This is a genomic window from Massilia sp. LjRoot122 (assembly GCF_964252725.1).
Taxonomy (GTDB): domain Bacteria; phylum Pseudomonadota; class Gammaproteobacteria; order Burkholderiales; family Burkholderiaceae_D; genus Telluria.
The window spans coordinates 972,826-999,688 of sequence record NZ_CAXUPB020000001.1; the positions used below are offsets into that span (position 1 = coordinate 972,826).

General features: G+C 66.1%; 25 protein-coding genes and 1 tRNA gene. 8 read left to right on the forward strand and 18 right to left on the reverse strand.

What is annotated here, in order from left to right; genetic code table 11:
- Positions 1-14: 14 nt before the first annotated feature.
- From ACSQ25_RS04195 to ACSQ25_RS04255, 13 genes are all read right to left on the reverse strand, one after another.
- On the reverse strand, positions 15-1,481 hold the full coding sequence (locus ACSQ25_RS04195) for an RAD55 family ATPase (RefSeq protein WP_436104456.1): 1,467 nt from the start codon (positions 1,479-1,481) through the stop codon (positions 15-17).
- 11 nt (positions 1,482-1,492) lie between these two features.
- Positions 1,493-1,897: a hypothetical protein gene (locus ACSQ25_RS04200; protein ID WP_436104457.1), complete on the reverse strand. Its 405-nt coding sequence runs from the start codon at positions 1,895-1,897 to the stop codon at positions 1,493-1,495.
- Between the two features lie 44 nt (positions 1,898-1,941).
- The gene (locus tag ACSQ25_RS04205) at positions 1,942-2,796 is read right to left on the reverse strand and encodes a sensor histidine kinase (protein WP_436104458.1); all 855 of its coding nucleotides are present in this window, start codon (positions 2,794-2,796) and stop codon (positions 1,942-1,944) included.
- A gap of 100 nt (positions 2,797-2,896) precedes the next feature.
- Entirely contained in the window at positions 2,897-3,787 is an 891-nt protein-coding gene (locus ACSQ25_RS04210; protein WP_436104459.1) for a CHAD domain-containing protein, read from the reverse strand.
- Between the two features lie 43 nt (positions 3,788-3,830).
- Positions 3,831-5,303, reverse strand: a complete 1,473-nt coding sequence (gene rng, locus ACSQ25_RS04215; RefSeq protein WP_436104460.1) for a ribonuclease G — start codon at positions 5,301-5,303, stop codon at positions 3,831-3,833.
- Positions 5,304-5,381: 78 nt separating this feature from the next.
- A complete protein-coding gene (locus ACSQ25_RS04220; RefSeq protein WP_436104461.1) occupies positions 5,382-5,999 on the reverse strand; it encodes a Maf family protein in 618 nt (205 codons plus the stop codon).
- Positions 6,000-6,012: 13 nt separating this feature from the next.
- On the reverse strand, positions 6,013-6,483 hold the full coding sequence (gene rlmH, locus ACSQ25_RS04225) for a 23S rRNA (pseudouridine(1915)-N(3))-methyltransferase RlmH (protein ID WP_436104462.1): 471 nt from the start codon (positions 6,481-6,483) through the stop codon (positions 6,013-6,015).
- 7 nt (positions 6,484-6,490) lie between these two features.
- Complete coding sequence (rsfS, locus tag ACSQ25_RS04230) at positions 6,491-7,171, reverse strand: ribosome silencing factor (RefSeq protein WP_436104463.1); 681 nt, start codon at positions 7,169-7,171, stop codon at positions 6,491-6,493.
- Positions 7,171-7,830, reverse strand: coding sequence for a nicotinate (nicotinamide) nucleotide adenylyltransferase (gene nadD / locus ACSQ25_RS04235; RefSeq protein WP_436104464.1), 660 nt, complete (start codon positions 7,828-7,830; stop codon positions 7,171-7,173). Before nadD ends, rsfS begins: the two co-directional genes overlap by 1 nt.
- A complete protein-coding gene (gene hemF / locus ACSQ25_RS04240; RefSeq protein ID WP_436104465.1) occupies positions 7,827-8,738 on the reverse strand; it encodes an oxygen-dependent coproporphyrinogen oxidase in 912 nt (303 codons plus the stop codon). Before hemF ends, nadD begins: the two co-directional genes overlap by 4 nt.
- Positions 8,739-8,946: 208 nt before the next feature.
- Positions 8,947-10,212 carry a phosphoribosylamine--glycine ligase gene (purD, locus tag ACSQ25_RS04245; RefSeq protein WP_436104466.1) on the reverse strand — a complete coding sequence of 422 codons (1,266 nt, stop codon included), beginning with the start codon at positions 10,210-10,212 and terminating at the stop codon, positions 8,947-8,949.
- A gap of 13 nt (positions 10,213-10,225) precedes the next feature.
- Entirely contained in the window at positions 10,226-10,954 is a 729-nt protein-coding gene (locus ACSQ25_RS04250) for a YebC/PmpR family DNA-binding transcriptional regulator (RefSeq protein ID WP_436104467.1), read from the reverse strand.
- Positions 10,955-11,086: 132 nt separating this feature from the next.
- Entirely contained in the window at positions 11,087-11,857 is a 771-nt protein-coding gene (locus ACSQ25_RS04255; protein WP_436104468.1) for a DUF2182 domain-containing protein, read from the reverse strand.
- Positions 11,858-12,058: 201 nt separating this feature from the next.
- Between ACSQ25_RS04255 and ACSQ25_RS04260 the strand changes: the two genes are divergently transcribed.
- The 4 genes from ACSQ25_RS04260 to ACSQ25_RS04275 are packed head-to-tail and all read left to right on the forward strand — an operon-like array spanning position 12,059 to position 14,482.
- Complete coding sequence (locus ACSQ25_RS04260) at positions 12,059-12,979, forward strand: DMT family transporter (RefSeq protein WP_436104469.1); 921 nt, start codon at positions 12,059-12,061, stop codon at positions 12,977-12,979.
- Positions 12,976-13,374: a methylglyoxal synthase gene (locus ACSQ25_RS04265; protein ID WP_436104470.1), complete on the forward strand. Its 399-nt coding sequence runs from the start codon at positions 12,976-12,978 to the stop codon at positions 13,372-13,374. Before ACSQ25_RS04260 ends, ACSQ25_RS04265 begins: the two co-directional genes overlap by 4 nt.
- Positions 13,375-13,388: 14 nt before the next feature.
- The gene (locus ACSQ25_RS04270) at positions 13,389-14,363 is read left to right on the forward strand and encodes a quinone oxidoreductase family protein (RefSeq protein ID WP_436108020.1); all 975 of its coding nucleotides are present in this window, start codon (positions 13,389-13,391) and stop codon (positions 14,361-14,363) included.
- A complete protein-coding gene (locus tag ACSQ25_RS04275) occupies positions 14,360-14,482 on the forward strand; it encodes a hypothetical protein (protein WP_436104471.1) in 123 nt (40 codons plus the stop codon). Before ACSQ25_RS04270 ends, ACSQ25_RS04275 begins: the two co-directional genes overlap by 4 nt.
- A 146-nt stretch (positions 14,483-14,628) precedes the next feature.
- Here ACSQ25_RS04275 and ACSQ25_RS04280 read toward each other — a convergent pair whose 3' ends face one another.
- On the reverse strand, positions 14,629-15,270 hold the full coding sequence (locus ACSQ25_RS04280; RefSeq protein WP_436104472.1) for a DUF4136 domain-containing protein: 642 nt from the start codon (positions 15,268-15,270) through the stop codon (positions 14,629-14,631).
- Positions 15,271-15,461: 191 nt separating this feature from the next.
- Between ACSQ25_RS04280 and pepN the strand changes: the two genes are divergently transcribed.
- The 3 genes from pepN to ACSQ25_RS04295 all read left to right on the forward strand — a co-directional run bounded on the left by pepN (position 15,462) and on the right by ACSQ25_RS04295 (position 19,323).
- Positions 15,462-18,107, forward strand: a complete 2,646-nt coding sequence (gene pepN, locus ACSQ25_RS04285) for an aminopeptidase N (RefSeq protein ID WP_436104473.1) — start codon at positions 15,462-15,464, stop codon at positions 18,105-18,107.
- A gap of 42 nt (positions 18,108-18,149) precedes the next feature.
- Positions 18,150-19,151 (forward strand): class 1 fructose-bisphosphatase, encoded by a 1,002-nt coding sequence (locus ACSQ25_RS04290; RefSeq protein ID WP_436104474.1) that lies wholly within the window; start codon positions 18,150-18,152, stop codon positions 19,149-19,151.
- A 96-nt stretch (positions 19,152-19,247) separates the two neighbouring features.
- A tRNA-Thr gene (locus ACSQ25_RS04295) sits at positions 19,248-19,323 on the forward strand.
- Positions 19,324-19,373: 50 nt separating this feature from the next.
- On the opposite strand, the gene ACSQ25_RS04300 is transcribed toward ACSQ25_RS04295, so the two are convergent.
- Entirely contained in the window at positions 19,374-20,555 is a 1,182-nt protein-coding gene (locus tag ACSQ25_RS04300) for a DUF2325 domain-containing protein (protein WP_436104475.1), read from the reverse strand.
- Positions 20,556-20,994: 439 nt separating this feature from the next.
- Between ACSQ25_RS04300 and ACSQ25_RS04305 the strand changes: the two genes are divergently transcribed.
- Entirely contained in the window at positions 20,995-21,846 is an 852-nt protein-coding gene (locus ACSQ25_RS04305; RefSeq protein ID WP_436104476.1) for a hypothetical protein, read from the forward strand.
- Between the two features lie 67 nt (positions 21,847-21,913).
- Here the strand turns inward: ACSQ25_RS04305 and ACSQ25_RS04310 are convergent, their stop codons facing one another.
- The 3 genes from ACSQ25_RS04310 to ACSQ25_RS04320 all read right to left on the reverse strand — a co-directional run bounded on the left by ACSQ25_RS04310 (position 21,914) and on the right by ACSQ25_RS04320 (position 26,792).
- Positions 21,914-22,411 carry a hypothetical protein gene (locus ACSQ25_RS04310; RefSeq protein WP_436104477.1) on the reverse strand — a complete coding sequence of 166 codons (498 nt, stop codon included), beginning with the start codon at positions 22,409-22,411 and terminating at the stop codon, positions 21,914-21,916.
- A gap of 81 nt (positions 22,412-22,492) precedes the next feature.
- Positions 22,493-25,615: an efflux RND transporter permease subunit gene (locus ACSQ25_RS04315; protein WP_436104478.1), complete on the reverse strand. Its 3,123-nt coding sequence runs from the start codon at positions 25,613-25,615 to the stop codon at positions 22,493-22,495.
- A gap of 13 nt (positions 25,616-25,628) precedes the next feature.
- Positions 25,629-26,792, reverse strand: coding sequence for an efflux RND transporter periplasmic adaptor subunit (locus ACSQ25_RS04320; RefSeq protein ID WP_436104479.1), 1,164 nt, complete (start codon positions 26,790-26,792; stop codon positions 25,629-25,631).
- Positions 26,793-26,863: the final 71 nt, after the last annotated feature.

Below are 26,863 nucleotides of genomic sequence, written 5' to 3' on the forward strand. Positions count from 1 at the left end.
TCGCCCGGCCTGCTTCACTGCTCGCCGGGCTCGCGCATCCGTGTCGTCCCATGCAGCACGCCGTCGAAGGCCGCCGGTCCGGTTCCGATGACGATGCTCTGGTCGGTGATCTCGAAGCTCCGGAAGTCACGGCTGTGACGGGAGCCGCGCACCTTGACGACCGAAATCAGGGTATGCAGCTGGCACTGTGCTTCGACGAAGCGTTGCAGGATGATGGCGTCCACCAGGACGCCGCTGCCATGGGGTCCCAGGCTCAGTTGCTGGAAGCGGTCTTCCTGTTCGCTGGTCATGAGCACGGTCACGCCTTTCGCACGCAGGACGGTCGAGAGGCGATACAGCGACTCGCGGAAATTGTCGCGGTACTCGGAGGTCATGACCAGTTCGAAGCCGGACAGCGAATCGAGGACGACGCGGGTGGCCCCGACGGCGTCGATGGTCGACAGCAGTTCATGCACGATCTCGTCGAACGACAGGTCGAGTTCGCGCACGCTCAACATGGCGACCTGGCCGGAACGGACCAGCGCGTCGAGCTTCATGTTCATCATCTGATCGGGACTGCGCTCGAACAGCGCCACCACGCCGGTCTCGCCATTGGCGGCGCCGCTGGCCAGGAACTCGGTGGCCAGGACGGTCTTGCCCGATCCGGTCGGTCCGGCCATCAGCACCGAATAGCCCTTGGGGATGCCGCCGCCGAGCATGTCGTCGAGCGTGGCCACCCCGGTCGACAGGCGTTGCAGGGGCTGCGCGGCGACGGCTTCGCCGGACTGTTCGATCCTGGGGATAATGCGCGGGAAAATCCGGATGCCGCGTTCGTCGATGCGGAAGGCGTGCAGTCCGGGGCGCTGCTTCTGGCCGCGGATCTTGACGATCTGGATCTTGCGCGACATGGCATTGCGCTCCATGTGCTGGTCGAGCCAGAAGATGCCGTCGGCCACGGTAAAGATCGGGTTGCGGTCGGCCTCGTTGCTCGTGTATTCGCCGATCAGGAAGCTGGTCGCCTTCCAGGTCGTCATCTGCGCCACCAGCTGCTGGATGAAGGTCTGCAGCGAGGCCACTTCACGGAAGTCGCCGCGCGCGCCTTCGATGAAGGAGCGGAACGAGTCGATGAACACCAGCGCAGGTTTGTGCGTCCGCACTTCATCGAGGATCTGCGCCAGCACGGCCGCATAATCGCCTTCCTCGACCTGGGGCGCCAGGCTGACGAAATGGACCGAATCGCCGACCTTGTCGACATCGAAGAAACTGAACTGCTGCTGGTAGCGCAGCATCTTGGTCGGCGGTTCGCCCATGGCGGTGAAGAACAGGGCCTTGCACTGTGGACCCGCGAGTCCGAACATGAGCTGCTGGGCGAAGGTGGTCTTGCCGCATCCCGGGGCCCCGCCGATGATGTTGAACGACAGTTCGGGCAAGCCGCCGCCGAGAATGGTATCGAGACCAGGAACGCCGGTGGCCATCGGGTTCAGATCCAGTTTGTCGGTCATGCTGCGTTCTCCTAAATATTCTTGCCCGTCGCGCCAGACGGGAATGCCGAGTCCAGGAAGCGCGTCACCAGGCGCTCGCCGATCAGGTCGGACAGATACACGATGTAGCTGGTCAGCAGCGTCTGGTTGGCCGCGACGACGTCGGCCGGCGCCAGCTTGCCGAGGCATAGCACGAAGGCCTCGAAGCTATCCTGCGGCGTGTCCTTCGCCGCGCAGGCTGCCAGCCATGGGAAGTCCCGCGCATGCTCGGACAGGATGCGGACGAACAGCAGATCGGTGCTGAGGGGGCCGATCAGGGGAGCGAACCTGGCCTTGAGCGTGTTCCAGACCTGCACCGCATCGGCGCCATTGCCCGGCGTTTCGCCTGGGCGCAGGCGGTCCATGATCGTGGCAAGCAGCTCTGTCAGGGGTGGCATGGTTCGGGCTTGGGCTGCGGTGGGTATCGGCGCATTCTATCCGATCACGGAGCCATCAGTGGAAGGCGCATCGTGACCGCGCTACCCTGGCTCCGGGAGCTGCTGACGCCAAGCCCGCCGCCATGGATGGACAGGCGCTCGCGCAGGCCGGCCAGGCCGAAGCTGTTCGACCTGACCGGTGCAGCGGCATCGAAGCCGATGCCATTGTCTTCCACCGTCATCATGAGCAGGCCGCCGGATGCCCCGAGCCGCACCGTGACGCGGCTCGCGAGGGAATGGCGGAACACGTTGTTCAGGCATTCCTGCAGCACGCGGCAGACGGTGAGCGCGGTTTCCTCGTCCAGGATCAGGCCGGCGATGGCGCCATCGCAGTCGAGCTTGCAGGCGATGCCGCTGGCCCGCGTGAATTTGCGGACTTCCAGTTCCAGTGTCGCCGGCAAGCCCAGTTCGAGGCCCGCCGGCCGCAGCTCTCCCATCAGCTGCTTGACCGTGCGCAGCGTCGTATCGACATTGTCGAGCGCTGCGCTGACCCAGTCGTGCAGGCGGCCCTGGCGGGTAGCGGTATGCTGGTAGAGCATGACGATGTCGATGCGCAGCGCCAGCAGATTCTGGGCAAGGGAATCGTGGATTTCGCTGGAGATGCGCTTGCGTTCGGCTTCACGGTTGGCCAGCTGGTGGGCCAGCAGGTCGTGCAGTTTTTGCTCGGACGCGCGCAGTGCGGCTTCGATCTCTTCGTAGGCCAGGATTTTCTCCACCAGCGCCTGGTTGACCAGCATCTGGTCCTGGGTAAGCCGGCGTACGGCCGCTTCCAGTGCTTCGTCGGTGCCGCTGCCGTCTTGTCCCCGGAAGTGGCGCCGGCCCTGCGCCTCGCCATCGTGGCCAGATAATTGTGTTCGCATGTCGGAAGCAGGCATGAATGGATGAAAACCGCTACCTGAGACGCTAAGGAGCTTGGACTGACAAGTCAAGGAAAAAAGATGATCTCCGGTAGTTCAGGGCTCAATCGATGAGTTTCCTGCGCGCGAGCTTGTCGAGGACCTTCCGCAAACCGACACTTTCGGTGTCCGCCGCACCGATCACATACCCGTGCGCAAAGGCGCCGTCATGCGAATGACCGCTGTTCTCGAGCACAGGCATCAGCCTGGCGGCCACCGCCAGGTCGTTCAGGCGGCCCAGGCGGTCCTGCAGCCGCGACAGGCGCTTGATATACGCCTTGACCTCCTTTGCCGGCAGCAGGTCGCGGAAGAATTCGGCTGCGTAGCGCGCCTTCTTGGCCGCGATGCGCAGCCGATGCCGGGATGGCGCGTCACGTTCGTCGAGCGCCTTGATGCGCTTGCGCAGGCGTTTGCCTGCCTTGCGCACGAGCGGTACCAGGCCATCCAGGGCGGGCTGGGCCAGCGGATCGTCCTTCGCCAGGCCGGGGGCCGGACGCCACTGGCGGCCGCGCAGCCAGCCGTTCATCTCCAGCATCAATTGGGTAAAGCGCGGCGCGTGCAGGGTGGGCAGCATGTCGCGGTGGAGGACGCGGGCGCGTTCCTTCGCCGCCGCTTGCAGTGCCTGCGTATGAATGCCGGTGATGGCCGGAAGCGTGGTATCGGCCAGCACGTCCCAGTCGCGTGCGGCGCCCAGTTCGCCGGACAGCCAGTCGAGTCCTTCCTCCAGCCCGGACGGCAGCGGCGCCAGCTTGCGGAACATGTCGAGCAGGGCGCGCAGGCGGCGCAGGCCGACCCGCATCTGATGCAGGCTCTCTGTGCTGGTCGCCAGCACGCCGGGGAGGTTGGCCTCGATCTGCGCCATGCAGTTCAGGCCGATGCACTGCAGCGCGTCTTCCATGCGCATCTTGCGCTTGAGGCGTACCGGCGCGGCCTTGGGTGTGAGGTCGGTGTCCATCGGACCCATCATACCCATGCCGGGGTGGACAGCCGCACGATTGTTACATCAGGATCACGTCGTATTGTTCCTGGTGGTAACCCTTCTCCACCTGCAGCGAGATGCGCTTGCCGATGAAGTCGCCCAGCATGGCCAGGTGCTGGGATTCCTCTTCCAGGAACAGGTCGATGACTTCCTGCGAAGCGACGATGCGGAATTCGCGCGGGTTGAACTGCTTGGCTTCGCGCAGCAGCTCGCGCAGGATCTCGTAGCAGATCGTGCGCGAAGTCTTTACTTGTCCCTTGCCGCTGCAGGCCGGGCAGGGCTCGCACAGGATGTGGGCCAGCGACTCGCGCGTGCGCTTGCGCGTCATCTCGACCAGGCCGAGGGCCGAGAAGCCGCTCACGGAGACCTTGGTGCGGTCGCGCGCCAGGGTCTTCTTGAGTTCCGCGAGCACGGCATTGCGGTGCTCGTTGTTCTCCATGTCGATGAAGTCGAGGATGATGATGCCGCCCAGGTTGCGCAGGCGCAGCTGGCGCGCAATGGCGTGGGCCGCTTCCAGGTTGGTCTTGAAGATGGTGTCGGCGAAGTTGCGCCCGCCGACATAGCCGCCGGTGTTGACGTCGATGGTCGTCATCGCCTCGGTCTGGTCGACGATCAGGTAGCCGCCGCTCTTCAGGTCGACGCGGCGGCCCAGTGCGCGCAGGATCTCTTCTTCCACGCCGTAGAGGTCGAACAGCGGGCGCTCGCCGGTGTAGTGCGTCAGGCGCGACAGCACGCTCGGGGTATAGACCTGCGCGAACTCGACCAGCATATTGTAGTTCTCGCGCGAGTCCACCTGGATGGTCGCGGTCTCGTCGTGCACGAAGTCGCGCAGCACGCGCTGCGCCAGGTTCAGGTCCTGGTAGAGGAGGGAGGTCGGCGGCCGGGTGCGGGCGCCCTGGACGATGGCGGCCCAGGTCTTGCGCAGGTAGTCGACGTCGGCTGCAAGGTCGGCGTCCGAGGCTTCCTCGGCCTGGGTGCGCACGATGTAGCCGCCTTTTTCTTCCTTGGGCAGCAGGTTCTGCAGGCGGGTGCGCAGGTGTTCGCGGTCGGCTTCCTTCTCGATCTTCTGTGAGATGCCGATGTGCTGGTCCTGGGGCAGGTAGACCAGCATGCGGCCGGCGATCGAGATCTGGGTCGACAGGCGCGCGCCCTTGGTGCCGATCGGGTCCTTGATGACCTGCACGGTCAGCACCTGGCCGTCGAACAGCAGCTTTTCGATCGGCGTCGGCGGTGCGGAGGCAGCGTTGCCGCCTTCGTGGCTGCGCGCTTCCCAGATGTCGGCCACGTGCAGGAAGGCTGCACGCTCCAGGCCGATGTCGATGAAGGCCGACTGCATGCCGGGCAGGACGCGTACGACCTTGCCGAGATAGACGTTCCCCGCCAACCCGCGCGTGAGGGTGCGCTCGATGTGCAGTTCCTGCACAGCGCCCTGCAGGACCAGCGCCACGCGCGTTTCCTGCGGGGTGATGTTGATGAGGATGTCTTCGTTCATGGCCGGCCGTGCAGTATTGTTCAGAGCGACATCATACACGGTGGGCTGCCCCATCGGCACATGCAGGCTGGATGAAGCTTACACGGGATAACCGGCTTTGCGGAGCAGGATCGCGGTCTCGAACAGCGGCAGGCCCATGATGCCCGAATGGCTGCCTTCGATATGCTCGACGAACAGCGCCGCCAGGCCCTGGATGCCGTAGCCGCCGGCCTTGTCGTAGGGTTCCGGGGTGGCGCAGTAGGCCCTGATCTGGGCCGGGGTGAGGGCGGCGAAGCGCACGTTCGACACCTGGGTGATCTGGTCCGCCACGCGTTCGGCATGGATCGCCACCGAGGTCAGCACCTGGTGGGTGCGCCCGGACAGGCGTTCGAGCATGGCGACGGCTTCCGCATTGTCGGCCGGCTTGCCGAGGATCTCGCCGTCGATGGTGACGGTGGTGTCGGCGGTGAGGATGGGGCGCAGCGGCTGGCGCCGCATCTGCAGCATGTTCCAGGCAAAGGCGCCTTTTTCCTTCGCCACCCGGGCCACGTAGGTCTGCGGGTCTTCGCCCGGCAGCACGTCTTCGCTGACGTCGGCGCCGCGCGCCGGATCGCTGCGCAGCATCAGCAGTTCGAACTCCACGCCGACCTGGCGCAGCAGTTCGCGGCGCCGCGGGCTCTTCGAGGCGAGATAGATTTTCTTGTCGGTGAGTTTCATTGGGCGGCGTGCTTCAGACGCGGTGGTACGGATGGTTCTGGGTAATCGACCAGGCACGGTACAACTGTTCCGCCAGCATGACGCGCACGATTCCGTGCGGCAGCGTCATGCTGGAGATGCGGATCAGGCCCTCGGCACGCGCCTTCAGCCCGGGATCGAGCCCGTCGGCGCCGCCGATCAGGAAGGCGGTGTCGCGCCCGTCCTGCTGCCAGCTTTCCAGCATCTGCGACAGGCCGACGCTGGTCAGGTCCTTGCCGCGCTCGTCCAGGGCGATGATGCGCACGCCCTTCGGCAGCACGGCCTCGATGCGTTCGCGCTCGAGCGCCATGGCGGTAGCGGCCGTCTTGCTGCCGGAGCGCTCGACCGGCTTGATTTCCTTGAGCACGATGCGCAGCTCGGGCGGCATGCGCTTCGTGTACTCGCCGAAGCCGGCCTCGATCCAGGCCGGCATCTTGTGCCCGACTGCGGCGATGATCAGCTGCATAAAAGGCTTACTCGGCGGCCTTCTTCACGCGGCGGATCACTTTTTTCACCGGTTCGGCGTCGGCCGGGGCTGCTGCTTTCGGAGTGCGCTTCGGCGGCTTGGCCTTGGTGGCTTCGACGGCGGCGACTTCGCTCTTGCTCGGCGCCACTTTCACGGTCTTGCCGGTCGGGACCTTCTTGGCGGCCGGCTTCTTGGCAGCGGTGGTCTTGGCAGCAGCCGCTTTCTTTGCCGCCGGCTTGCGCTCGTTGATCGGCTTGACTTCCGGCTCGTCCTTGTTGGCGGCCAGGTGCTTGGACTTGACCTTCGACTCGGCCGCTTCCGCGGCTTCCGGCGTCGACTTACGCTTGGCCGCGCCCAGCTTGACCGGCTTGTCGCCCCAGATTTCTTCCAGGCGGTAGTACTGGCGGATGGCCGGCTGCATGATGTGGACGATCATGTCGCCCAGGTCGACCAGCACCCATTCGCCGGTGTCTTCGCCTTCGAGGCCGATCACGTCGCCGCCTGCTGCCTTGACCTTATCGCGCACCGAGGCGGCCAGCGCCTTGGTCTGGCGGTTCGAGGTGCCCGAGACGACCGCGATGCGGTCGAACAGGCTGGTCAGGTGCGTCGTGTCGAACAGGACGATTTCCTGGCCCTTGACATCCTCGAGGGCGTCGACGACGAGCGTTTGCAGTTTCTTGATATCCATTAGCTTTTATATAAGTTGTGTTGTTGAATATAGTCTAGCACTTGCGGCGGAAGGAGCGCGCCAATGTCAGTACCGGTGTCCTTGCCCGCGCCGAGGGCGTTGCGGACTTGAGTGGCGGAAATATCAACCGCCAGAGTATGTGCGAGGCATACCTTGCCGAAGGCTGCGGCGCGCACTTCCGCCGGGCTTGTGAGCCGTCCTGCGAGTGCCGAGGCCACCGCGGGCGGCAGCTTGTCCTGGTCCAGGGCATAGCCCGGGCGCGCAGCCACGCCCAGGTTGGCCAGCGCGAACAGTTCCTGCCAGTCGCGCCAGGTGTCGAGCTTTTGCAGCTGGTCGGCGCCCATCAAAAAAACGACCGAGGCGGCGTCGCCCAGTTCGGCGCGCAGTCCGCGCAGGGTCTCGACCGTATAGGTCGCGCTGCCGCGTTCGATTTCCTGCAGGTCGATCGTGACCTCGAACGGCTGGCGGCTGAAGGCCAATTCGAGCATGGCGACGCGCTGGGCGTCGCTGGCCTGCAGGCTGCTCTTCTGCCATGGCCGCGCAGGCAAAATGCGCAGCTGGTCCGGCTGGAGCAGTTCGGCAAACAGCGCGGCCAGCGCGACGTGGCCGTGGTGTACCGGGTCGAAGCTGCCACCCAGCAGGGCAATACACTGGCTCACAGTGCGAGCCAGTCCCGGTGGACAAGGAAGTCGGTGTACAGCGCCGCTTCAGGACTGCCCGGTTCCGGGTGCCAGTCGTAGCGCCACTTCACGATCGGCGGCATCGACATCAGGATCGCCTCGGTGCGGCCGCCCGACTGCAGGCCGAACAGGGTGCCGCGGTCCCACACCAGGTTGAATTCGACGTAGCGCCCGCGGCGGTAAGCCTGGAAGTCGCGTTCGCGCTCGCCGTAGGGCAGGTCCTTGCGCGCCTTCACGATCGGCAGGTAGGCGTCGAGGAAACCGTCGCCGACCTGTTTCACCATCGCGAAGGAGTCGTCGAAGCCGGTCTCGTTGAAGTCGTCGAAGAAGATCCCGCCCACGCCGCGCGGCTCCTTGCGGTGCTTCAGGTAGAAGTACTCGTCGCACCACTTCTTGAAGCGCGGGTGCAGGTCCTCGCCGTAGGGCGCCAGGGCGTCGTGGCAGACCTGGTGGAAGTGGCGCGCATCGTCCTGGTTGCCGTAATACGGCGTCAGGTCCATGCCGCCGCCGAACCACCAGACCGGCTCCTTGCCCTCGGCGGTGGCTTCGAAGAAGCGCACGTTCATGTGCACGGTCGGGACGTAGGGATTACGCGGGTGCAGCACCAGCGAGACACCCATCGCTTCCCAGGCACGGCCCGCCAGTTCCGGACGCGCGGCCATGGCCGAGGGCGGCAGGCTGGAACCGGTCACGTGCGAGAAGTTCACGCCACCGCGCTCGAACACATTACCTTCCTCGATCAGGCGCGAGATCCCGCCACCGCCTTCCGGCCGCTCCCAGGTGTCAACCAGGAAGGGTTTGCCGTCGACCGTTTCCAGCGCCTGCACGATGCGGGACTGCAAGTCGAGCAGCCAGGTCTTGATGGCGGATGGGTCGGGGGTGGTCATGCGTGTGGGGTGAGCGGTCGAAAAATGGGTGGATTGTACACCTGCGTGGGGCGGTGTACTTATTCTTGTGGTGAGGGTAGAGCTGGGGGAGTGCGGCGAACTTGGATTCCCGCCTTCGCGGGAATGACGTTGTTTGAGTTTACCGTTAGCCCAAAGACCGTCGTTCCCGCGCAGGCGGGAACCCAATTTTATATACGTATTACGAAGCTTACTTCACCCCACGCCACCCGATATCACGACGATACTGCGCGCCGTTGAAATGGATCTTCTCGACGGTCTCGTAAGCCTGCTTCTGCGCCATCTTCACGCTGTCGCCCAGGCCGACGACGCACAGCACGCGCCCGCCGTTGGTCTGCAGGCTGCCGCCCACCAGCTGGGTGCCCGCGTGGAAGGTCACGCATTCCGGGGTCTCGGCCGGGATGCCGTCGATGATGTCGCCCTTGCGCGGGCTGTCCGGGTAGCCGGCGGCGGCCATCACGACACCCACCGCGGTGCGGCGGTCCCATTCCAGTTCGACCGCGTCCAGCGTGCCGTTGCAGGCGTGCTCCAGCACGGTCAGGTAGTCGCTCTTCAGGCGCGCCATGATCGGCTGGGTTTCCGGGTCGCCCATGCGGCAGTTGAATTCCAGGGTGCGCGGGTTGCCCTCGCCGTCGATCATCAGGCCGGCATACAGGAAACCGGTGAAGACGATGCCGTCCTTCGCCATGCCCTGGATGGTCGGGTTGATGATCTCGCGCATCACGCGCGCATGCATCGACGGGGTCACGATCGGGGCAGGGGAGTAGGCGCCCATGCCGCCGGTGTTCGGGCCTTCGTCGGCATCCTTCAGGCGCTTGTGGTCCTGGCTGGTCGCCAGCGGCAGCACGCTCTTGCCGTCGCACATGACGATGAAGCTGGCTTCCTCGCCGGCCAGGAATTCCTCGATCACGATGCGTGCGCCGGCGTCGCCGAAGGCGTTATCCGACAGCATGTGGTCGACCGCAGCGTGGGCCTCGTCCAGGGTCATCGCCACCACCACGCCCTTGCCGGCCGCCAGGCCGTCGGCCTTGATGACGATCGGGGCGCCGTTCGCGTCGACGTAGGCGTGGGCTTGCGCGGCATCGGAGAAGCTCTGGTACTTCGCGGTCGGGATGCCGTGGCGCTCCATGAAGGCCTTGGCGAAGTCCTTCGAGCTTTCCAGCTGCGCCGCTTCCTTCGTCGGGCCGAAGATCTTGAGGCCGCGCGCACGGAACAGGTTGACGATGCCGGCGGCCAGCGGCGCTTCCGGACCCACCAGGGTCAGGGCGATGTTTTCCGCCACCACGAAGTCGGCCAGCGCCGCAGGGTCGGTGATCTCGAGGTTCACCAGGCGCGCATCGAGCGCGGTGCCGCCGTTGCCCGGGGCAACGAAGACGGTCTGGACGCGCTCCGATTGGGCCAGTTTCCAGGACAGGGCGTGTTCACGGCCGCCAGAGCCGACTACGAGGATTTTCATACGTGCCTTCTGATTACTGCTCTTCAATGATCGCGTTGGTGTAGACATCCTGGACGTCGTCCAGGTTTTCCAGCGCGTCGAGGATCTTCTGCATCTTGGTGGCGTCGTCGCCGGTGAGCACGGTCTCGTTGTCCGGCTTCATGATGACTTCCGACACCTCGGCCTTGAAACCGGCCTTTTCCAGCGCTTCCTTCACGCCCGAGTAGGCGAAGGGATCGCACAGCACTTCGAAGCCGCCTTCTTCATCGGCCAGCACGTCGTCGGCGCCGGCTTCCAGCGCGGCTTCCATCAGCTTGTCCTCGTCAACGCCCGGCGCGAACTGGAACTGGCCGACGTGCTTGAACATGAAGGCCACCGAACCCTCGGTGCCCATGTTGCCGCCGTACTTGTTGAAAGCGTGGCGCACTTCGGCCACGGTACGCACGCGGTTGTCGGTCAGGCAGTCGACGATGATCGCCGCGCCGCCGATGCCGTAGCCTTCGTAGCGGATTTCTTCGTAGTTCACGCCTTCGAGTTCGCCGGCGCCGCGCTGGATCGCACGGGTGACGTTATCCTTCGGCATATTCGCGTCGGCCGCCTTCTCGACCGCCAGGCGCAGGCGCGGGTTGGAAGCGATGTCGCTGCCGCCCATGCGTGCGGCCACGGTAATTTCCTTGATCAGGCGCGTCCAGATCTTGCCGCGCTTGGCGTCGGTGGCGGCTTTCTTATGCTTGATGTTTGCCCATTTGCTGTGGCCAGCCATATCTAAATCTTCCTTAGACGATGTGGAAACCCCCAAAAAACTGCCGCTTTTTCAAGGTTCCGGTATGCAAGAGTGGCCGACATTCTAGCATAGGCCCCTCTTGTCAAATCGCCCAAGGCGGTGAGCAAACTGTCACGGAAACAACAAAATGGTCCCCCAGGCCACCATCGCCACGCCCGCCACGCAGGATGCCAGCGAACCTTCCTCGAGCCGCAGTTCGGCCAGCGCCAGCAGCCCCACCGCCGCCACCATGGCCGGATTGCCCGGTCCGCCGCCGAGCAGGAGCGGCACCAGCAGCCAGCAGCAGCCGAGGCAGCTGCGGCCATGCTCCGCGCCTTGCCACAGCGCGCCCAAAGCGCCGCCGCGCCAGTCGACCAGCAGGCCGGGCAGCGGCGTGCGGCAGTGCTGCAGGCAGGCGTGCTTGGCCGGGGTCCATTGCCAGGCGCCGGCCGCGACCAGGGCCAGCCCCAGCACGGCCGGATGGCGCGCCGCCAGCCCATGGTCGAGCAGGCCGGCATCATGCAATGCCCAGTGCAGCAGGGTGACCAGCGCCGCGAAGCCCGCCCAGGCCAGCAGGCAGCCGCACCCGAACAAGACGGTGCCCAGGCACGGCCAGCGCACCGCGGCCCGGCAGCGCGCGACGCGCAGGTAGATGCAGACCGCGGCCGCCGCGGCCGGCAGCATCAGGGCCACGCACAGGCCGGTCCACATCGCGAACAGCAGCACCACGTCGCCGGCCCGCAGCGGCGCCGGCAAAGGGAGGGAAATGCCCGGCGCGGGACGCGGCAGTTCGGCGCCCCGGAACATGAACCAGGCCCAGCAGGCGCAGGCGAGCAGGGCCATCCACGCCAGGCCCAGCGCGACCGGCCGCCCGAGGCGTTCATCGATGCCGGCCAGGCTCATCGCGGTTTCCCGGCATGCGCGTTCGGGGCCGCTGCGTGAACAAAGCTTGCGCCGGCACGGGGCTGCCCCTGTCGATGGTTTGACGGATTCGTCATGTGGTCTCTCCTCGGTATGGTTGGTCTGCGCTGTTCGACAGCGTGGCGCCGGCTGTGTTCTCGGGGGCTGCCAGCAAACTCGGCAGAACCTTCGTACAATCGTCGGATGAACCCAAGCGCCTCCGCCAACCCTGCTGCTCCTTTACCACGTGCGGCCCTCGTCGCCGGCCTGTCGATTGCCATCGCCGGTGCCGTCCTGTTTTCCACCAAGGCCGTCGTCGCCAAACTGCTGTATCGCTACCACATCGACGCAGTTACTTTGATCGCGTTCAGGATGCTGTTCTCGTTTCCGGTGTTTGCGGCCGTGGCGATCTGGAAGATGCGGACCGGACCGGCACTCTCGAAGCAGGACCGCTGGCGCATCGTCGGGCTGGGCCTGCTCGGCTACTACCTGTCGAGCTACCTCGACTTCCTCGGCCTGCAGCACATCTCGGTCGGGCTCGAACGGCTGATCCTGTTCCTGACGCCGACCTTCGTGCTGCTCGCGAACGTGCTGGTGTTCAAGCGCCGTATCGGCAGGATGGAATGGGCGGCGCTGGGCCTGGCCTATTGCGGCATCGTGCTGGTGTTCGTGCACGACCTGGCCGGCGGTTCCGGCAGCGTGGCCCTGGGCTCGTTGCTGGTGCTGGGCTCGGCCCTGGCCTATGCCGTCTACCTGCTCGGCACCGGCGAGATGGTGAAGCGCATCGGCTCGCTGCGCCTGGTGGCCTACGCCATGTGCGTGTCGAGCGTGGCCTGCATCGGCCAGTTCTTCCTGCTGCGCCCGGCCAGCATGCTGGTGCAGCCGGCCGAGGTTTACTGGCTGTCCCTGGTGAATGGGGTATTCTGTACCATCTTCCCCGTGTTCATGACCATGGCCGCGGTACAGCGCATCGGCGCCGCGACCGCCTCGCAGGCCGGGATGATCGGGCCGGTGTCCACGCTGTTCCTCGGCGCGCTGATCCTGGGCGAGCCGATCACCGGCGTGCAGCTGGCCGGCACCGGTCTCGTGCTTGTGGGGATTTATTCTCTCTCGCTGAAAAAATGACGCCAACTAAAAAACCACGGATCGCGCTGATCGCGCACGACAAGAAGAAGGACGACATGATCGCCCTCGCAGGCGAGTACCTCGACTTCCTCAAGGGCTGCACGCTGTCGGCCACCGGCACCACCGGCGGGCGCCTGGCCAACGAGCTGGGGCTCACGGTCGAGCGCAAGCATTCGGGCCCGGTCGGCGGCGACCTGCAGATCGGCGCCCAGCTGGTGGAGGGCGAGATCGACTGCGTGATCTTCCTGCGCGACCCGATGACGCCCCAGCCGCACGAACCCGACATCAATGCCCTGGTGCGCGCCTGCGACGTGCACGACATCGCCTGCGCCACCAACGTCTCGACCGCGCGCCTGGTGCTGTCGCAGCTGATGGGCGCCCAGCCGCAAGCCTGAGGAGACCACCCATGCTGGCAAAAGCCATCCGCATCGCCACCACCGGCGGCCCCGAGTTGCTCGACTACCTGGACGTCGAGGTCGGCGAACCGGGGCCGGGCGAAGCGCGCGTGCGCCACCACGCGATCGGCCTGAACTACATCGACACCTACTATCGCAGCGGCCTGTACAAGATGGCCCTGCCGTCCGGCCTGGGCCAGGAAGGCGCCGGCGTGGTCGAGGCGGTGGGCGAGGGCGTGACGCACGTGGCGCCGGGCGACCGCGTCGCCTATGCCGGCGGCCCGCCGGGCGCCTACAGCGAGGTGCGCGTGATGCCGGCGAATATGCTGGTGCGCCTGCCCGATTCGGTCTCCTTCGAGACTGGCGCCGCCATGATGCTGCAGGGCCTGACGGTGCAGTACCTGTTCACCAGCACTTATCAGCTGCAGCCGGGCCAGACCATCCTGTTCCATGCGGCGGCCGGCGGCGTCGGACTGATCGCCTGCCAGTGGGCGAAAGCGCTGGGCGTGAACCTGATCGGCACCGTCGGTTCGGACGAGAAGGCGGCGCTGGCGCGCGCCCATGGCGCGGCCCATGTCATCAACTACAACACCGAGGACGTGGTGCAGCGGGTGCTCGAGATTACCGGGGGTGCCAAAGTGCCGGTGGTGTACGACTCGGTCGGCAAGGACACCTTCATCCGCTCGCTCGACTGCCTGCAGCCGCGCGGGCTGATGGTCAGCTTCGGCAATGCCTCCGGCCCGGTGCCGCCCTTCGCGCTGAGCGAACTGGCATCGCGCGGTTCGCTGTACATCACGCGCCCGACCCTGTTCGCCTATGCCGGCACCCGCCCCGAGCTCGAGGCGATGGCGGCCGACCTGTTCGCGATGGTGGACAGCGGCAAGGTGAAGATCGAGGTCAAGCAGCGCTTTGCATTGCGTGATGCCGCCGAGGCGCACCGCGCCCTGGAAGGGCGCCGGACCACCGGTTCGACGGTGCTGCTGCCATGAGGGATACCGACAAGGAAGACAGCGGCGCGCCGAAGTTCGGGCGCCTGCTGATCGTGCTGGCCCTGGCGATCCTGTTGATCGTGGCGATCACTTTCGGATCAGAGGCGTATTTCTCGTAGGGTGGACGGCTTCGCCGTCCGCGCGTTCGACCGGCGTCTGAACGGACGTTCGCATTGTTTCATGCGATGTTTGGACGCGCGGTCGGCCGAGCCGACCACCCTACAAAAAACGGAGCCAGCGGCTCCGTTTTTCATTGCGGCCGAATTCAGCCGTTCTGCTGCTTCAGCTCCACCCTGCGCGCCACGCCGGACGGTCCCGGGAAGCCTTCGAAGGCGCTCTGCACCAGCGCCGGCATCAGTGCCGGGGTCGACAGCTCGCGGCTGGTGTTGTGCACGGTGACGTCGAACAGGCGCTTGCCGTCGGCCGCCGCCTTGATGCCGAGCTGCAGTTCGCGGCGATAGCGGTGCTCGATCGAGACCGAGTAGGCCGGGCTCCAGAACGGGTCGTAGAAGGGGCTGTACCAGCCGCCCCAGTAGCGGCGGTGGAGGCCGCGGTAGCCGAAGCGCGGCATCGGGCTGTAGAACGGGTGGTAGAACGGCGAAATCGGTTCCACCACGCGCACCGGTACGTCGGTCGTGGTGAAGCGCATCGACACCGTCAGCGCCGGCTTGCCGCTTGCGGCGGCGTCACGGAATCCCAGGCGCGCCAACTGGCCGCGCACCAGGTCCTGGTAGGCGCGGTATTCCAGCGTGTCGTCTTCTACTCTCGGGGCTTCGAACACATAGCTCTTGTCCTCGATCTGTGCCGGCCACTGGTGGAAGGTGGTGACATCGCTGCGGACCGTGGTGGCGCACCCCGTCAGCAGCATCGCGAACGCCGCTCCGGCGGCGATCATCAGGCGTTTCATTGCTTTCTCCCTCGTCAATACGGACTTTTCCGATCGTCTAGATTACTGCCTGTCCAGAAACTCCGGATAATTATTTACACGCAGTTACGGCATGCACATTCTGATACATAAGGAAACGTAACGGCCAGCCGAAAATCTTGTTGGTAAAATAAGCACTTCAGCCAGCCCAACCCGTTTTTTTCGGACTCCCTATGCGCACCGATACGCCCCAGACGATTTACCGGAGTGACTATACCCCGCCGAGCTACCTGGTGGAAACTGTAGAGCTTGGCTTCGACCTCGACCCTGCCCGTACCATCGTCGCCAACCGCATGACGGTACGCCGCAATCCCGACAGCGCCCAGCGCGAGATCGAGCTGTACGGGGAAGACATCGAACTGGTGGCGCTGCGCCTGAATGGCCGCCTGCTCGAAGAGCGCGACTATGCGATCAACGGCAACCTGCTGAGCATCCCGAACGCGCCCGACGAAGCCACGCTAGAGATCGAGACCGTGTGCGTGCCGGAGCAGAACACCACGCTGAGCGGCCTGTACACGTCGAACGGCAACTTCTTCACCCAGTGCGAAGCCGAGGGCTTCCGCCGCATTACCTATTTCCCGGACCGCCCGGACGTGATGGCGGTCTATACCGTGATGCTGCGCGCCGACAAGGAGCGCTATCCGGTGCTGCTATCCAACGGTAACCTGCTGGAAGAGGGCGACCTGGGCGACGGCCGCCACTATGCCAAGTGGGAAGACCCGTTCAAGAAACCGTCCTACCTGTTCGCCCTTGTCGCCGCGCGCCTGGTATGCCAGGAAGAGAGCTTCCGCCTGGCCGACGGCCGCGACGCGCTGCTGCAGGTGTGGGTGGAAGAGGGCAACCTCGACAAGACCGACTACGCGATGCAGTCGCTCAAGCACAGCATCCGCTGGGACGAAGAGCGCTACGGCCTCGAGCTCGACCTCGACCGCTTCATGATCGTCGCCACCGGCGACTTCAACATGGGCGCGATGGAAAACAAGGGCCTGAACATCTTCAACACCAAGTTCGTGCTGGCCAACCCGCGCGTCGCGACCGACATCGACTTCCAGGGCATCGAGGCGGTGGTGGCGCACGAGTACTTCCACAACTGGACCGGCAACCGCGTGACCTGCCGCGACTGGTTCCAGCTGTCGCTGAAGGAAGGCCTGACGGTGTTCCGCGACCAGGAATTCACCGCCGACATGATCGGTACCGAGACCGGCCGCGCCGTGACCCGCATCGACCACGTGCGCACCCTGCGCCAGGCCCAGTTCCCCGAAGACGCCGGCCCGATGGCCCACCCGGTGCGCCCGGACTCCTTTGTGGAGATCAACAACTTCTACACCGTCACCGTGTACGAAAAGGGCGCCGAAGTGGTGCGCATGTACCAGACCCTGCTCGGCCGCGAAGGCTTCCGCAAGGGCATGGACCTGTACTTCCAGCGCCACGACGGCCAGGCCGTCACCTGCGACGACTTCCGCCGGGCCATGGCCGACGCCAACGGCCGCGACCTGGACCAGTTCGAGCGCTGGTACGACCAGGCCGGCACCCCGGTGTTGCGCTTCGAGGCGCGCTACGACGAAGGCGCGCAGACCTACGGCATCACCCTGTACCAGACCTGCCCCCCGACCCCGGGCCAGCCCGAGAAGCGTCCCTTCCATATCCCGGTGGCGGTCGGCCTGCTCGACCCCGAGGGCAAGGACATGCCCTTGACGCTCGACGGCAAGGACGTGGGCACCACCGTCGTACTCGAACTGAAGGAAAGCCAGCAGACCTTCGTCTTCACCGGCGTGAAGGATCAGCCGGTGCCCTCGGTGCTGCGCGACTTCTCGGCCCCGGTGATCCTGCAGCACGGCTACAGCGATACCGACCTGCTGCACCTGTTCAGCCACGACAGCGACCCGGTCAACCGCTGGGAAGCCGGCCAGCGCCTGGCGATGGGCCGCCTGCTGAAGCTGACCGGCGAAGCGCCGGTCTCCAGCCGCCTGAGCCTGGACGACACCTTCATCGAGGCGATGCGCAAGATGCTGACGGACGAGTCGCTCGATCCGGCCTTCCGCGAGCAGGCGCTGCTGCTGCCCTCCGAAACCATGATCGCCGAGCAGCTCAGCGTCGTCGATCCGCTGGCGGTACACATGGCACGCCAGTTCATGCGCGCCAACATCGGTGCGCGCCTGCGTGCCGAACTGCTGGCCCAGTACGAAGCCAACCAGACCCCGGGCCCCTACAGCCCGGATGCGGCGTCCGCCGGCAAGCGCGCCCTCAAGAACCTGGCCCTGTCCTACCTGAACGCGGCGCCGGACGCGGAGACCATCGCGCTGGCGCTGCGCCAGTGCCGCGAGGCCGACAACATGACCGACCGTGCAGCCAGCCTGGGCGCCCTGATCCATGCCCGCGCCCCGGAAGCGGAAACCGAGCTGGCGCACTTCTACGACGAGTTCCAGGACGAAGCCCTGGTGGTCGACAAGTGGTTCGCGATGCAGGCCTCGGCGCCGACCACCGACATCGCCAAGGTCCGCGAACTGATGCGCCACCCGGCCTTCAACCTGCGCAACCCGAACCGCGCGCGCAGCCTGATCGCGACCTATTGCATGAACAACCCGGTGGAGTTCCATGCGCCGAACGGCAGCGGCTACCTGTTCTGGGCCGAGCACGTGACCCTGCTCGACGCCCTCAACCCACAGGTCGCCGCGCGCCTGGCACGCGCCATGGACCGCTGGCGCCGCTACACGCCGGCCCTGCAGCAGCACATGAAAACGGCGCTGCAGCAGGTGGCCGGGCAGCAGCGGCTGTCGAACGACGTGCGCGAGATCGTGACCAAGGCGCTGGCCAATTAAACGACGATAAAAACCGATTCAAAACCAAACCAAAGGAAGTTCATGAAACGCGTAAGTCTGACGCAGTACCTGGTCGAGGAACAGCGCCTCCACCAGACCATCAATGCCGAACTGCGCCTCCTGATCGAGGTGGTGGCGCGCGCCTGCAAGCGCATCAGCTATTCGGTCAGCAAGGGCGCGCTCGGCGAAGTGCTGGGCAGTGCCGAGACCGAGAACATCCAGGGTGAAGTGCAGAAGAAGCTCGACGTGATCTCGAACGAGATCCTGCTCGAGGCGAACGAGTGGGGCGGCCACCTGGCGGCCATGGCCTCGGAAGAGATGGAAACCATCCGCAAGATCCCGAGCCGTTATCCGAAGGGCGAATTCCTGCTGCTGTTCGACCCGCTCGACGGCTCGTCCAACATCGACGTCAACGTCTCGATCGGCACCATCTTCTCGGTGCTGAAGGCGCCGGAAGGCATGAAGGAACCGAGCGAGCAGGACTTCCTGCAGCCGGGCACCCAGCAGGTGGCGGCCGGCTACGCGGTGTACGGCCCGCAGACCATGCTGGTGCTCACCACCGGCAACGGCGTGCACTGCTTCACCCTCGACCGCGAGATGGGTTCCTGGGTGCTGACCCAGAGCGACATGCAGATCCCGGAAGCCACCAAGGAATTCGCGATCAACATGTCGAACAAGCGCCACTGGCATCCGCCGGTGCAGCGCTACGTGGACGAGATGCTGGCGGGTAGCACCGGCCCGCGCGGCAAGGACTTCAACATGCGCTGGATCGCCTCGATGGTGGCCGACGTGCACCGCATCCTGAACCGCGGTGGCATCTTCATGTACCCGGCCGACCTGCGCGATCCGGGCTCGCCGGGCAAGCTGCGCCTGATGTACGAAGCCAACCCGATGGCGATGATCGTCGAGCAGGCCGGCGGCGCCGCCACCGATGGGCGCGGGCGCATCATGGAGATCCCGCCGACCAAGCTGCACCAGCGCGTGCCGGTGTTCCTGGGCTCGAAGAGCGAGGTCGAACTGGTCACCCGCTATCACGCGGAGTGATTTTTTAGTAATTTGTGCTTGAGTGCCGAGTCGGACTAGCAAGTTCGTGAACTTGTTTGCTAGAATACGGCTCTTCGTCGGGATTGCCCGCGTAGAGCCGCTGTAGCTCAGTCGGTAGAGCAGCGCATTCGTAATGCGAAGGTCACCAGTTCGATTCCGGTCAGCGGCACCAAGAAATTCCTGAAAGCCCGTGTCTCCCAAGGACACGGGCTTTTGCTTTTTCTAGGCCGGCGCGGCTGCTTCCTGCAGTCCGCGCACGAGACTCGACACGCTCGGGTTGTCGACAAAAATGCAGCGTTTCCCCGTGCGCTTGCAATGGTCCTTCACGCGCCAGTAGGCATGGTGGCTGATGCAGCCGGTCTGGCAGATCACCAGGTCGGCCGCCGCCAGGCTGGCATCGAGCTGGCCGGCGCTGTCTTCCAGGCCGCCGTCATGGTGCGCGAACTGCGCGCCCACGCGCTCGACGACGTCACGGTAGACCGGGATGCTGCCGCTGCGCCCGCCCACGCACAGCACGCTGCGCTTGAACAGGCGTACCGGCACTTCGACCGGTGCGCTCGGCGCGGCCGCGCAGGGCTGCTGCATTGTTTCCGCCACCGCCAGCGCCGCGCGCGCCGCATCGCGTTCCGCCTTCAGTGCCGCGACATGGCCGCGCAGGGCCAGCTCGCGCGCTTCGAGTTGTGCCACCCGGTTGGCCAGGCGCTTGCGCGTGTCCAGTTCCGGCACCTCCGCTTGCAGCTGCGCCAGTTCCGTGCGCAGGTTGTGGATGTCGGTGTCCTTCGCGATCGCCGTGGCGCGTGCCGCCATCAGCTGCTGCTCGAAGCGCTCGGCCTGCGCGGCCTTGTCCTGCATCAGGGACTGGCAGCGTCCCTGGGCCCTGGCCAGTTCACGCACGAGGCGGGCGTTGTCGGCGACCAGCATGTTGTACTTGTCCATGTCGGCGCGCACGCAGGCGCCTGCCTGGTGCTGCACCATGTGGATGTCGCGGCACATGCGCTGCTCGAGATCGGGCGTGCAGCGCGCATGCGTCAGGCCGGCCCAGAAGGCGCCCGGCACGTTCCCCGCGGCGACCGCGCGGTCCCACAGCGCGCCGACTTCCTGGGTGGTCCTGGCGGCGCGGAAGCGGGCGACATCGCCGGCATAGCGCCGCTCGAACTCCTTCTGCAGGGCTTCCGACAGCGGGTTGCGCAGCGCGCACTCGCTGACGGCGCCGACGTGGATGTCGTAGTCGTCGTGCAGCAGCTTGCCGCCCGTGACCCGTTCCACCAGCCTGCGCAGGGCGTTCAGGGGCAGGGCGACGCCGACCAGCGGGCAATGGCTGGTCTGGCTGAGTTCCCAGACGCGGCGGCGGCGCGAACCCTGTTGCGCGGTATCGGATGCCAGCGGAGCGTGTTTGTCGCACATACGTCATTTCCTTTCGGCGTGTGAATGAGAATCATTATCATTCATATGATAACGCAGACGAGGTGGAACGCAAGCGGAAATCGCCGTGCCCAGCCATGGATGGCCTAGCTCTGTTAGTCAACGCACGGTCCCGGAAGCTGCGGCGTTGTATTTTTTGTATCGCGACGCAGTTGTCCGATACTGCGCGCGATTCGGACCGCCACAGGCGACCGCCCCAGCAGCGGCGAGATGGCATCGGCGCTAACGGTGGAACTTATGCGCTAGTTTTAGGTCACGACAACGAAGGCGTGACCTAAGGTAAGTGACCGAGTTCTACCTTGATGTAGCGCAGGTCAATCTTGTCCCTTCATTCTGTTTCAGGCGGAATCGAGGAAGAATGTGGTGATAGTCGAGTATCGGTCTACTTCGCGTTGGTCTACATTTTTACGAGGGATACATCATGGATAATCAGAAATCTACCGAGGGAAAAGGCAGCGACGCAAGCCGCGAGGGCGCAGGTTCGAGCATCGGTAAAAGCCAGAGTTCCGGCCTGAACCAGGGCAGCAGTGCTTCGAGCAGCAGCCAGAGCAGCTCGTCGGGCAGCCTCGGCAGCACCAACGCCTCGCCGAGCACCGCCAAGCCGGCCACCGGCAGCAGCAGCGGCGCCATCGGCGGCACCAGCAATGCCGGCAGCCAGCAGAGCGGCGCGCAGGGCTCGGGCAACCTGGGCAGCAGCTCGCCGAGTTCGAGCGGCTTGGGCAGCAGCGGCGGCCTGCAAAGCGGCAGCTCGCTGGGCGGCGGCACGGGCTCGAGCGCAGCCGGCAGCAGCGGCAGCATGAGCGGTTCCAGCACCGGCAACAGCGCCCTCGGTTCGAGCGGCAGCACCACCGGCACCACCGGCAGCATGGGTGGCGCCAGCTCGCAGTCGTCGGACATGTCGTCCTCGGGCGGCGACCAGTCGCAGGGCGGCATCAAGGGCGCCATGGCCAACATGTCGCCGGACAAGGTTCACCAGAAGATCGACCAGGTCGCGCAAGGTGCGCAGCCGCTGGTCGACCGCCTGGTCAGCACCGCACACGCCGGCGTCGACCGCCTGACCGGCATGCTGAGCGGCGCCTCGGAAAGCCTGGGCCAGCGCAAGGGCCAGCTGGGCGAGACCTACCAGACCTACTCGACCAAGAGCACCGAGTACGTCAAGACCAACCCGGGTACCGCCCTGCTGGTCGCAGCCGGCGTCGGCTTCCTGCTGGCCAAGCTGCTGGGCAGCTCGAACACCACCGAGCGCAAAGAGTACCGCTACTACCGCGACTGATTCACCAAGCGGTAAAACGAAACCCGGCAGGCGCGAGCCTGGCCGGGTTTTTTATCGACCTGGCGGCTTAATGGCTGATGTCGGCCAGGGCCTGCTCGGCGCGTTTGGTCGACGCGGCATCGGAGGTCGGGAGGTGGACCTCGAACCACAGCACGCGCTGCGGCGGCATCCCGCCGTCGAGGGTCAGTACGTAGAACACCGGCTGGCCATCAAGCGCGGTGGCCGTGTACTTCAGCATGTGGTACCTGGCCGGCCTTGGCGCGGGCGCCACGGCCGACGGGACCTCGAGCATGCGCGTCGTCCCATCCGGGAGGTTCAGCACATTGTGCATGCTCGCAAAGCCGCCGATGCGCGTCCCGATCCGTTTCAGCTGTGCCGCGGTTGCGGCCGGCGCATGCTGTTCCGCGGGCTTGAACATGGCTGCGGCCTCGTCGAAGCGCTGCTGCTGCAAGGCGCGCACAAAACGGTCCGCGTGCATGGGGATCTCGCTGTCGTTCGCAGCGGCCGGGTGGGAGAGTGACAGGCAGGCGGCAAGCACGCCCGCAAGCGCAAAGCTGAACTTCATTCCGGAGTATTCCTTTGGTATTGACATGAGCGACAAGGATACACGGACAGCCCATCGCCAAATCGCTCACAATCTCACAGCTCACTGCACCGGATCGCTCACGCTTTCCTTCACCGGCGCGTGCGCCGGCTTGCGCCGCAGCCTGGTCACCTGGCGCTTCATGAAGTGCTCGAAGTCGTCCACGTAGGTGAACACCGCCGGCACCACCAGCAGGCTCAGCAGCGTCGACGTGATCAGGCCGCCGATCACGGCGATCGCCATCGGCGCGCGGAAGCTCGGGTCGCCCGACAGGCCCAGGGCCAGCGGCATCATGCCGGCGCCCATGGCGATGGTGGTCATCACGATCGGGCGCGAACGCTTGTGGCAGGCATCGACCAGGGCATCGAAGCGGTTCATGCCGGCCTGGCGCGCCAGGATCGCGTAGTCCACCAGCAGGATCGAGTTCTTGGTCACGATCCCCATCAGCATGATCAGGCCGATCATGGTCGGCATCGACAGCGCGCTGTTCGTCAGCAGCAGGGCCACGAAGGCGCCGCCGATCGACAGCGGCAGTGCGGCCAGGATGGTCACCGGCTGCATGAAGTCGTTAAACAGCAGCACCAGCACGCCGTAGATGCACAGCACGCCGATCAGCATCGCCACGCCGAAGCTGGCGAACAGCGCCTGCATCTCCTGGGCGTCGCCCAGTTCCGCGATCTGCACGTTGGGCGGCAGCTTCTGGAACACGGGCAGGGCGCGCGCCTCGGTATTCACTTCGCCCAGCGAGCGGCCCTGCAGCTCGACGTCGAGGGTGACGTTGCGGGTGCGGTTCAGGCGGTCGATCTGGGCCGGGCCGCTTTCCATCGTGATGGTGGCGACGTTGGCCAGCAGTACCGGGCCGCGCGAGCCCGGCACCGTCAGGCGGCCCAGGGCATCCAGGTCGGCGCGCACGGCGTCCGGCAGCTTGACGCGGATCGGCACCTGGCGCTCGGCCAGGTTCATCTTGGCTAGCGAGATGTCGTAGTCGCCGGCGGTAGCGACGCGCACCGTCTCGCCGATCGCCGCGGCGGTCACGCCCAGGTCGGCCGCGCGCGCGAAGTCCGGGCGCACGATGATTTCCGGACGCACCAGCGAGGCGCTCGAGCTGACGTTGCCGACGTTCCGCAGGGTGCGCAGTTCGCGTTCGGCCTGGCGGGCGATGGTGGTCAGCGCTTCCGGGTCTTCGCTGCGCAGCACCAGCTGCATCTTGGTGCCGGTGTCGTTGGCGCCGACGTTGAAGCGCGCGCCCGGGATCTGTCCCATCTTCTCGCGCAGGGCGCGCTCGATGCTTGATAAGCCGACGTCGCGGTCGTGGCGGTCCACCGTCGTCACGGTCAGCACCGCGCGCCGCGCTTCGGCCGCGGCGCCCGGGGCGAATGCATCCCCGCTGGAGCCGCCGCCGATCGAGCTGAAGATGCTCTTCACGCCCGTGACCTGCATGGCCGCCAGGCGCGCCTGTTCGGCCACAAGATGAGTTTCATGCAAAGTGGAACCGGGCGGCAATTCGAGGGTGATCAGGGTCTGCGAGCGGTCGGCCGGCGGCACGAAGCCGGTCGGCAGCAGCGACACCAGGGCGATCGAGCCGATGAAGAACAAGGCGGACCCGATCGCGGTCACCATGCGATGGCGCAGGCACCACTGCATCGCCGTCATGTAGCGGCGCATCAGCGGGCCATCCTTTTCTTCGCCATGGTGCTTGGCCGGCTTGAGGAGGTAGGCGGCCATCATCGGCGTCAGCAGACGCGCCACCACCAGCGAAGCGAGGATCGCGATCACCGCGGTCCAGCCGAACTGCTTGAAGAATTTACCCGGGATGCCGCCCATGAAGGCGGTCGGCAGGAACACCGCGACCAAGGCGAAGGTGGTGGCGATCACCGCCATCCCGATCTCGTCGGCCGCTTCCAGCGCCGCCTGCATCGGGGTCTTCCCCATGCGCAGGTGGCGCGAAATGTTCTCGATCTCGACGATCGCATCGTCGACCAGCACGCCGATCACCAGGGCCAGCGACAGCAGGGTCACCATGTTCAACGTGTAGCCGAACAGGTACTGGCCCAGGAAGGCCGGGATCACCGACAGCGGCAGCGCGGCCGCGGCCACCAGGGTGGCGCGCCAGTCGCGCAGGAACCACCACACCACCAGCACCGCCAGCACGGCGCCTTCGTACAGCATCTCCATCGAGGCGTCGAAGTTTTCCTGCACCGGGGCCGAGTTGTCGATCACTTCGCGCAGCACCACGTTCGGGTGTTCCTTCTGCAGCGCGGCGACCGCGGCGCGCGCGCCTTCGGCCACGTCGACCTCGCCCGCGCCGCGGGTGCGGAAGACTTCGAAGCCGACCACCTTGCGGCCGTCCTGCTCTGCCAGCGAGCGCGGTTCGGCCACCGTATCAAGGACGGTGGCCACCTGTTCGAGCTTGACGTGGCGGCCGTCCGGCAGCGGGATGTCCATCTGCGCCAGTTCTTGGGCCGACTGCACGGTGGCGATGGTGCGCACCGACTGCTCGGCGCCGCTGACGTCGCCGCGTCCGCCCGGCGCCTCGCGCTGCACGTTGCGCAGCTGGCGCGACACGTCCAGTGCCGATACCTGCAGCGCGGCCATGCGCGCATCATCCAGCTCCACCCGCACTTCGCGGGTGACGCCGCCGACCCGCTTGACCGAGCCGAGGCCCGGCACGCTCAGCAGGCGCTTGGCCACGTCGTTGTCGACGAACCAGCTCAGCTCCTGGTCGTCCATGGCGCTGCCGGCCGTTTTACTCGGCTCGGCGGTGAAGGTCGCGACCACGCGGCCGGCGGTGGCGGCCTTGGTCACGCTCGGTTCGCGCATTTCGGGCGGCAGGTCGGAGCGCACGCGCGCCACGGCGTCGCGCACGTCGTTGACCGCCTCGGACAGGTCTTTCTCCAGGACGAATTCGACGGTGATGGTGGCCACGCCGTCGAGCACCTTGGTATAGATGTTCTTGACGCCCTGCAGGGTGGCGACCGAATCCTCGATCTTGCGCGCCACCTCGGTCTCCAACTGGGCCGGCGCCGCGCCTTCCAGCGTGGCGGCGACGGTCACGATCGGCAGTTCGATGTCCGGGAAGTCCTGGATCTTGTTGGCCTTGAAGGCCAGCAGCCCCGCCAGCGTGAGCAGGGCGAAAAGCATGATCGCCGGGATCGGGTTACGGATCGATAAAGCGGAAAAGTTCATGGATGGGCTCCGCTCAGCGCGCCGCGGTCTGGCGCGGTGCCGGCACTGCCGGCGCCGGAACATTCCGTACAAGGTCGCCGTCGTTCAGGAAGCCCGCACCGCTGACCACGATCGGGGTGCCGGCCGCCAGTCCGCCGACGATCTCGACGCGGTCGCCGAGGCGGCGGCCGGTGCTGACCTTCAGCTGGCTCACGCGGCTGTCGCGGTTGAGGCGGAACACGTAGCTGAAGCCGTCGCGCACGGCCACGGCCTGCTGCGGCACGGTGAGGGCCGTGGTGGCGCCCAGTTCGAAACGGCCGCTGGCGAACATGCCGGCCTTCAGCGGCGCGTTGGCGGACAGCGAGGGCGGCAGGTCGACATAGACCAGCGCCAGCCGGGTTTGGGGATCGACAGTCGGCGCCACCGTGCGCACCTTGCCGGTGATCTCGCTGCCGCTGGCGGCGCGCACCGCTGCGCGCATGCCCGGCTTGATGCGGCCCAGGTCATTCGAGGTGACTTCGGCACGCCATTCCAGGCGGCCCTGGCGGATCATGCGGAACAGCTCCGTGCCCGGTCCCGCCACGGCGCCGACGGTGGCGCTGCGTGCCGAGATGATGCCGCTGTCGGGCGCGACCACGGTGGCCTGGCGCAGACGCAGCTGCTGCTGGGCCAGCGTCGCCTTGGCCGCGCTCACGCGCGCCTGCGCGGTACGCTCGGCGGTCAGGAGCTGGGTCACCTGCTGTTCGCTCAACGCACCGGAACTGCGCAAGGCACGGGCGCGGTCCGCATCAAGCTTGGCGGCGCTGGCATTGGCCTGCGCTTCCTGCAGCGCGGCTTTGGCCTGCTCGACGTCGGCGCCCACGGTCTCGCTGGCGAACACCGCCAGGGTCTCGCCCTTCTTGACCACGTCGCCCACGTTGACCCGCACATCCCTCAGGCGCAGGCCGTTCGATTCGCTGCTGATGAGCGCTTCCTGCCAGGCGGCGACGCTGCCGTTGGCGGTCAGTCCCACCGGCAGCGAGGTGCTGGCCGGCTGGCCGGTGGTGACGGTCAGGGCCGGTGTCGGTGCCGCCGGCTTCTCGTCCTTGGCGGTGGCGCGCTTCGGCACGGCCAGGGCCAGGGCGAAGCAGAGCGTCGCGCCGGCGGCGGCGACCAGGGGGACGGGGACATTCAGGGGGAGGCGGGGGAGGGTAGGCATCGTCGTCGATAAGCGTCGGTTCAAGCCGGTAAGTGTAGCAAAATTGCAATGACGTGAGTACGATTCGCGCG

What these genes read in the sequence shown, in the direction of transcription:
- hemF (WP_436104465.1), bottom strand. Translation starts at nt 8,738, where the DNA reads ATGACCACCCCCGACCCATCCGCCATCAAGACCTGGCTGCTCGACTTG.
- ACSQ25_RS04255 (WP_436104468.1), bottom strand. Translation starts at nt 11,857, where the DNA reads ATGAGCCTGGCCGGCATCGATGAACGCCTCGGGCGGCCGGTCGCGCTG.
- rlmH (WP_436104462.1), bottom strand. Translation starts at nt 6,483, where the DNA reads ATGCAGCTGATCATCGCCGCAGTCGGGCACAAGATGCCGGCCTGGATC.
- ACSQ25_RS04300 (WP_436104475.1), bottom strand. Translation starts at nt 20,555, where the DNA reads ATGTGCGACAAACACGCTCCGCTGGCATCCGATACCGCGCAACAGGGT.
- ACSQ25_RS04290 (WP_436104474.1), top strand. Translation starts at nt 18,150, where the DNA reads ATGAAACGCGTAAGTCTGACGCAGTACCTGGTCGAGGAACAGCGCCTC.
- ACSQ25_RS04265 (WP_436104470.1), top strand. Translation starts at nt 12,976, where the DNA reads ATGACGCCAACTAAAAAACCACGGATCGCGCTGATCGCGCACGACAAG.
- ACSQ25_RS04195 (WP_436104456.1), bottom strand. Translation starts at nt 1,481, where the DNA reads ATGACCGACAAACTGGATCTGAACCCGATGGCCACCGGCGTTCCTGGT.
- ACSQ25_RS04220 (WP_436104461.1), bottom strand. Translation starts at nt 5,999, where the DNA reads ATGAAACTCACCGACAAGAAAATCTATCTCGCCTCGAAGAGCCCGCGG.
- pepN (WP_436104473.1), top strand. Translation starts at nt 15,462, where the DNA reads ATGCGCACCGATACGCCCCAGACGATTTACCGGAGTGACTATACCCCG.
- rng (WP_436104460.1), bottom strand. Translation starts at nt 5,303, where the DNA reads ATGAACGAAGACATCCTCATCAACATCACCCCGCAGGAAACGCGCGTG.
- ACSQ25_RS04315 (WP_436104478.1), bottom strand. Translation starts at nt 25,615, where the DNA reads ATGAACTTTTCCGCTTTATCGATCCGTAACCCGATCCCGGCGATCATG.
- purD (WP_436104466.1), bottom strand. Translation starts at nt 10,212, where the DNA reads ATGAAAATCCTCGTAGTCGGCTCTGGCGGCCGTGAACACGCCCTGTCC.
- ACSQ25_RS04200 (WP_436104457.1), bottom strand. Translation starts at nt 1,897, where the DNA reads ATGCCACCCCTGACAGAGCTGCTTGCCACGATCATGGACCGCCTGCGC.
- ACSQ25_RS04320 (WP_436104479.1), bottom strand. Translation starts at nt 26,792, where the DNA reads ATGCCTACCCTCCCCCGCCTCCCCCTGAATGTCCCCGTCCCCCTGGTC.
- ACSQ25_RS04280 (WP_436104472.1), bottom strand. Translation starts at nt 15,270, where the DNA reads ATGAAACGCCTGATGATCGCCGCCGGAGCGGCGTTCGCGATGCTGCTG.
- ACSQ25_RS04210 (WP_436104459.1), bottom strand. Translation starts at nt 3,787, where the DNA reads ATGGACACCGACCTCACACCCAAGGCCGCGCCGGTACGCCTCAAGCGC.
- ACSQ25_RS04275 (WP_436104471.1), top strand. Translation starts at nt 14,360, where the DNA reads ATGAGGGATACCGACAAGGAAGACAGCGGCGCGCCGAAGTTCGGGCGC.
- ACSQ25_RS04205 (WP_436104458.1), bottom strand. Translation starts at nt 2,796, where the DNA reads ATGCGAACACAATTATCTGGCCACGATGGCGAGGCGCAGGGCCGGCGC.
- ACSQ25_RS04250 (WP_436104467.1), bottom strand. Translation starts at nt 10,954, where the DNA reads ATGGCTGGCCACAGCAAATGGGCAAACATCAAGCATAAGAAAGCCGCC.
- rsfS (WP_436104463.1), bottom strand. Translation starts at nt 7,171, where the DNA reads ATGGATATCAAGAAACTGCAAACGCTCGTCGTCGACGCCCTCGAGGAT.
- ACSQ25_RS04260 (WP_436104469.1), top strand. Translation starts at nt 12,059, where the DNA reads ATGAACCCAAGCGCCTCCGCCAACCCTGCTGCTCCTTTACCACGTGCG.
- ACSQ25_RS04310 (WP_436104477.1), bottom strand. Translation starts at nt 22,411, where the DNA reads ATGAAGTTCAGCTTTGCGCTTGCGGGCGTGCTTGCCGCCTGCCTGTCA.
- ACSQ25_RS04305 (WP_436104476.1), top strand. Translation starts at nt 20,995, where the DNA reads ATGGATAATCAGAAATCTACCGAGGGAAAAGGCAGCGACGCAAGCCGC.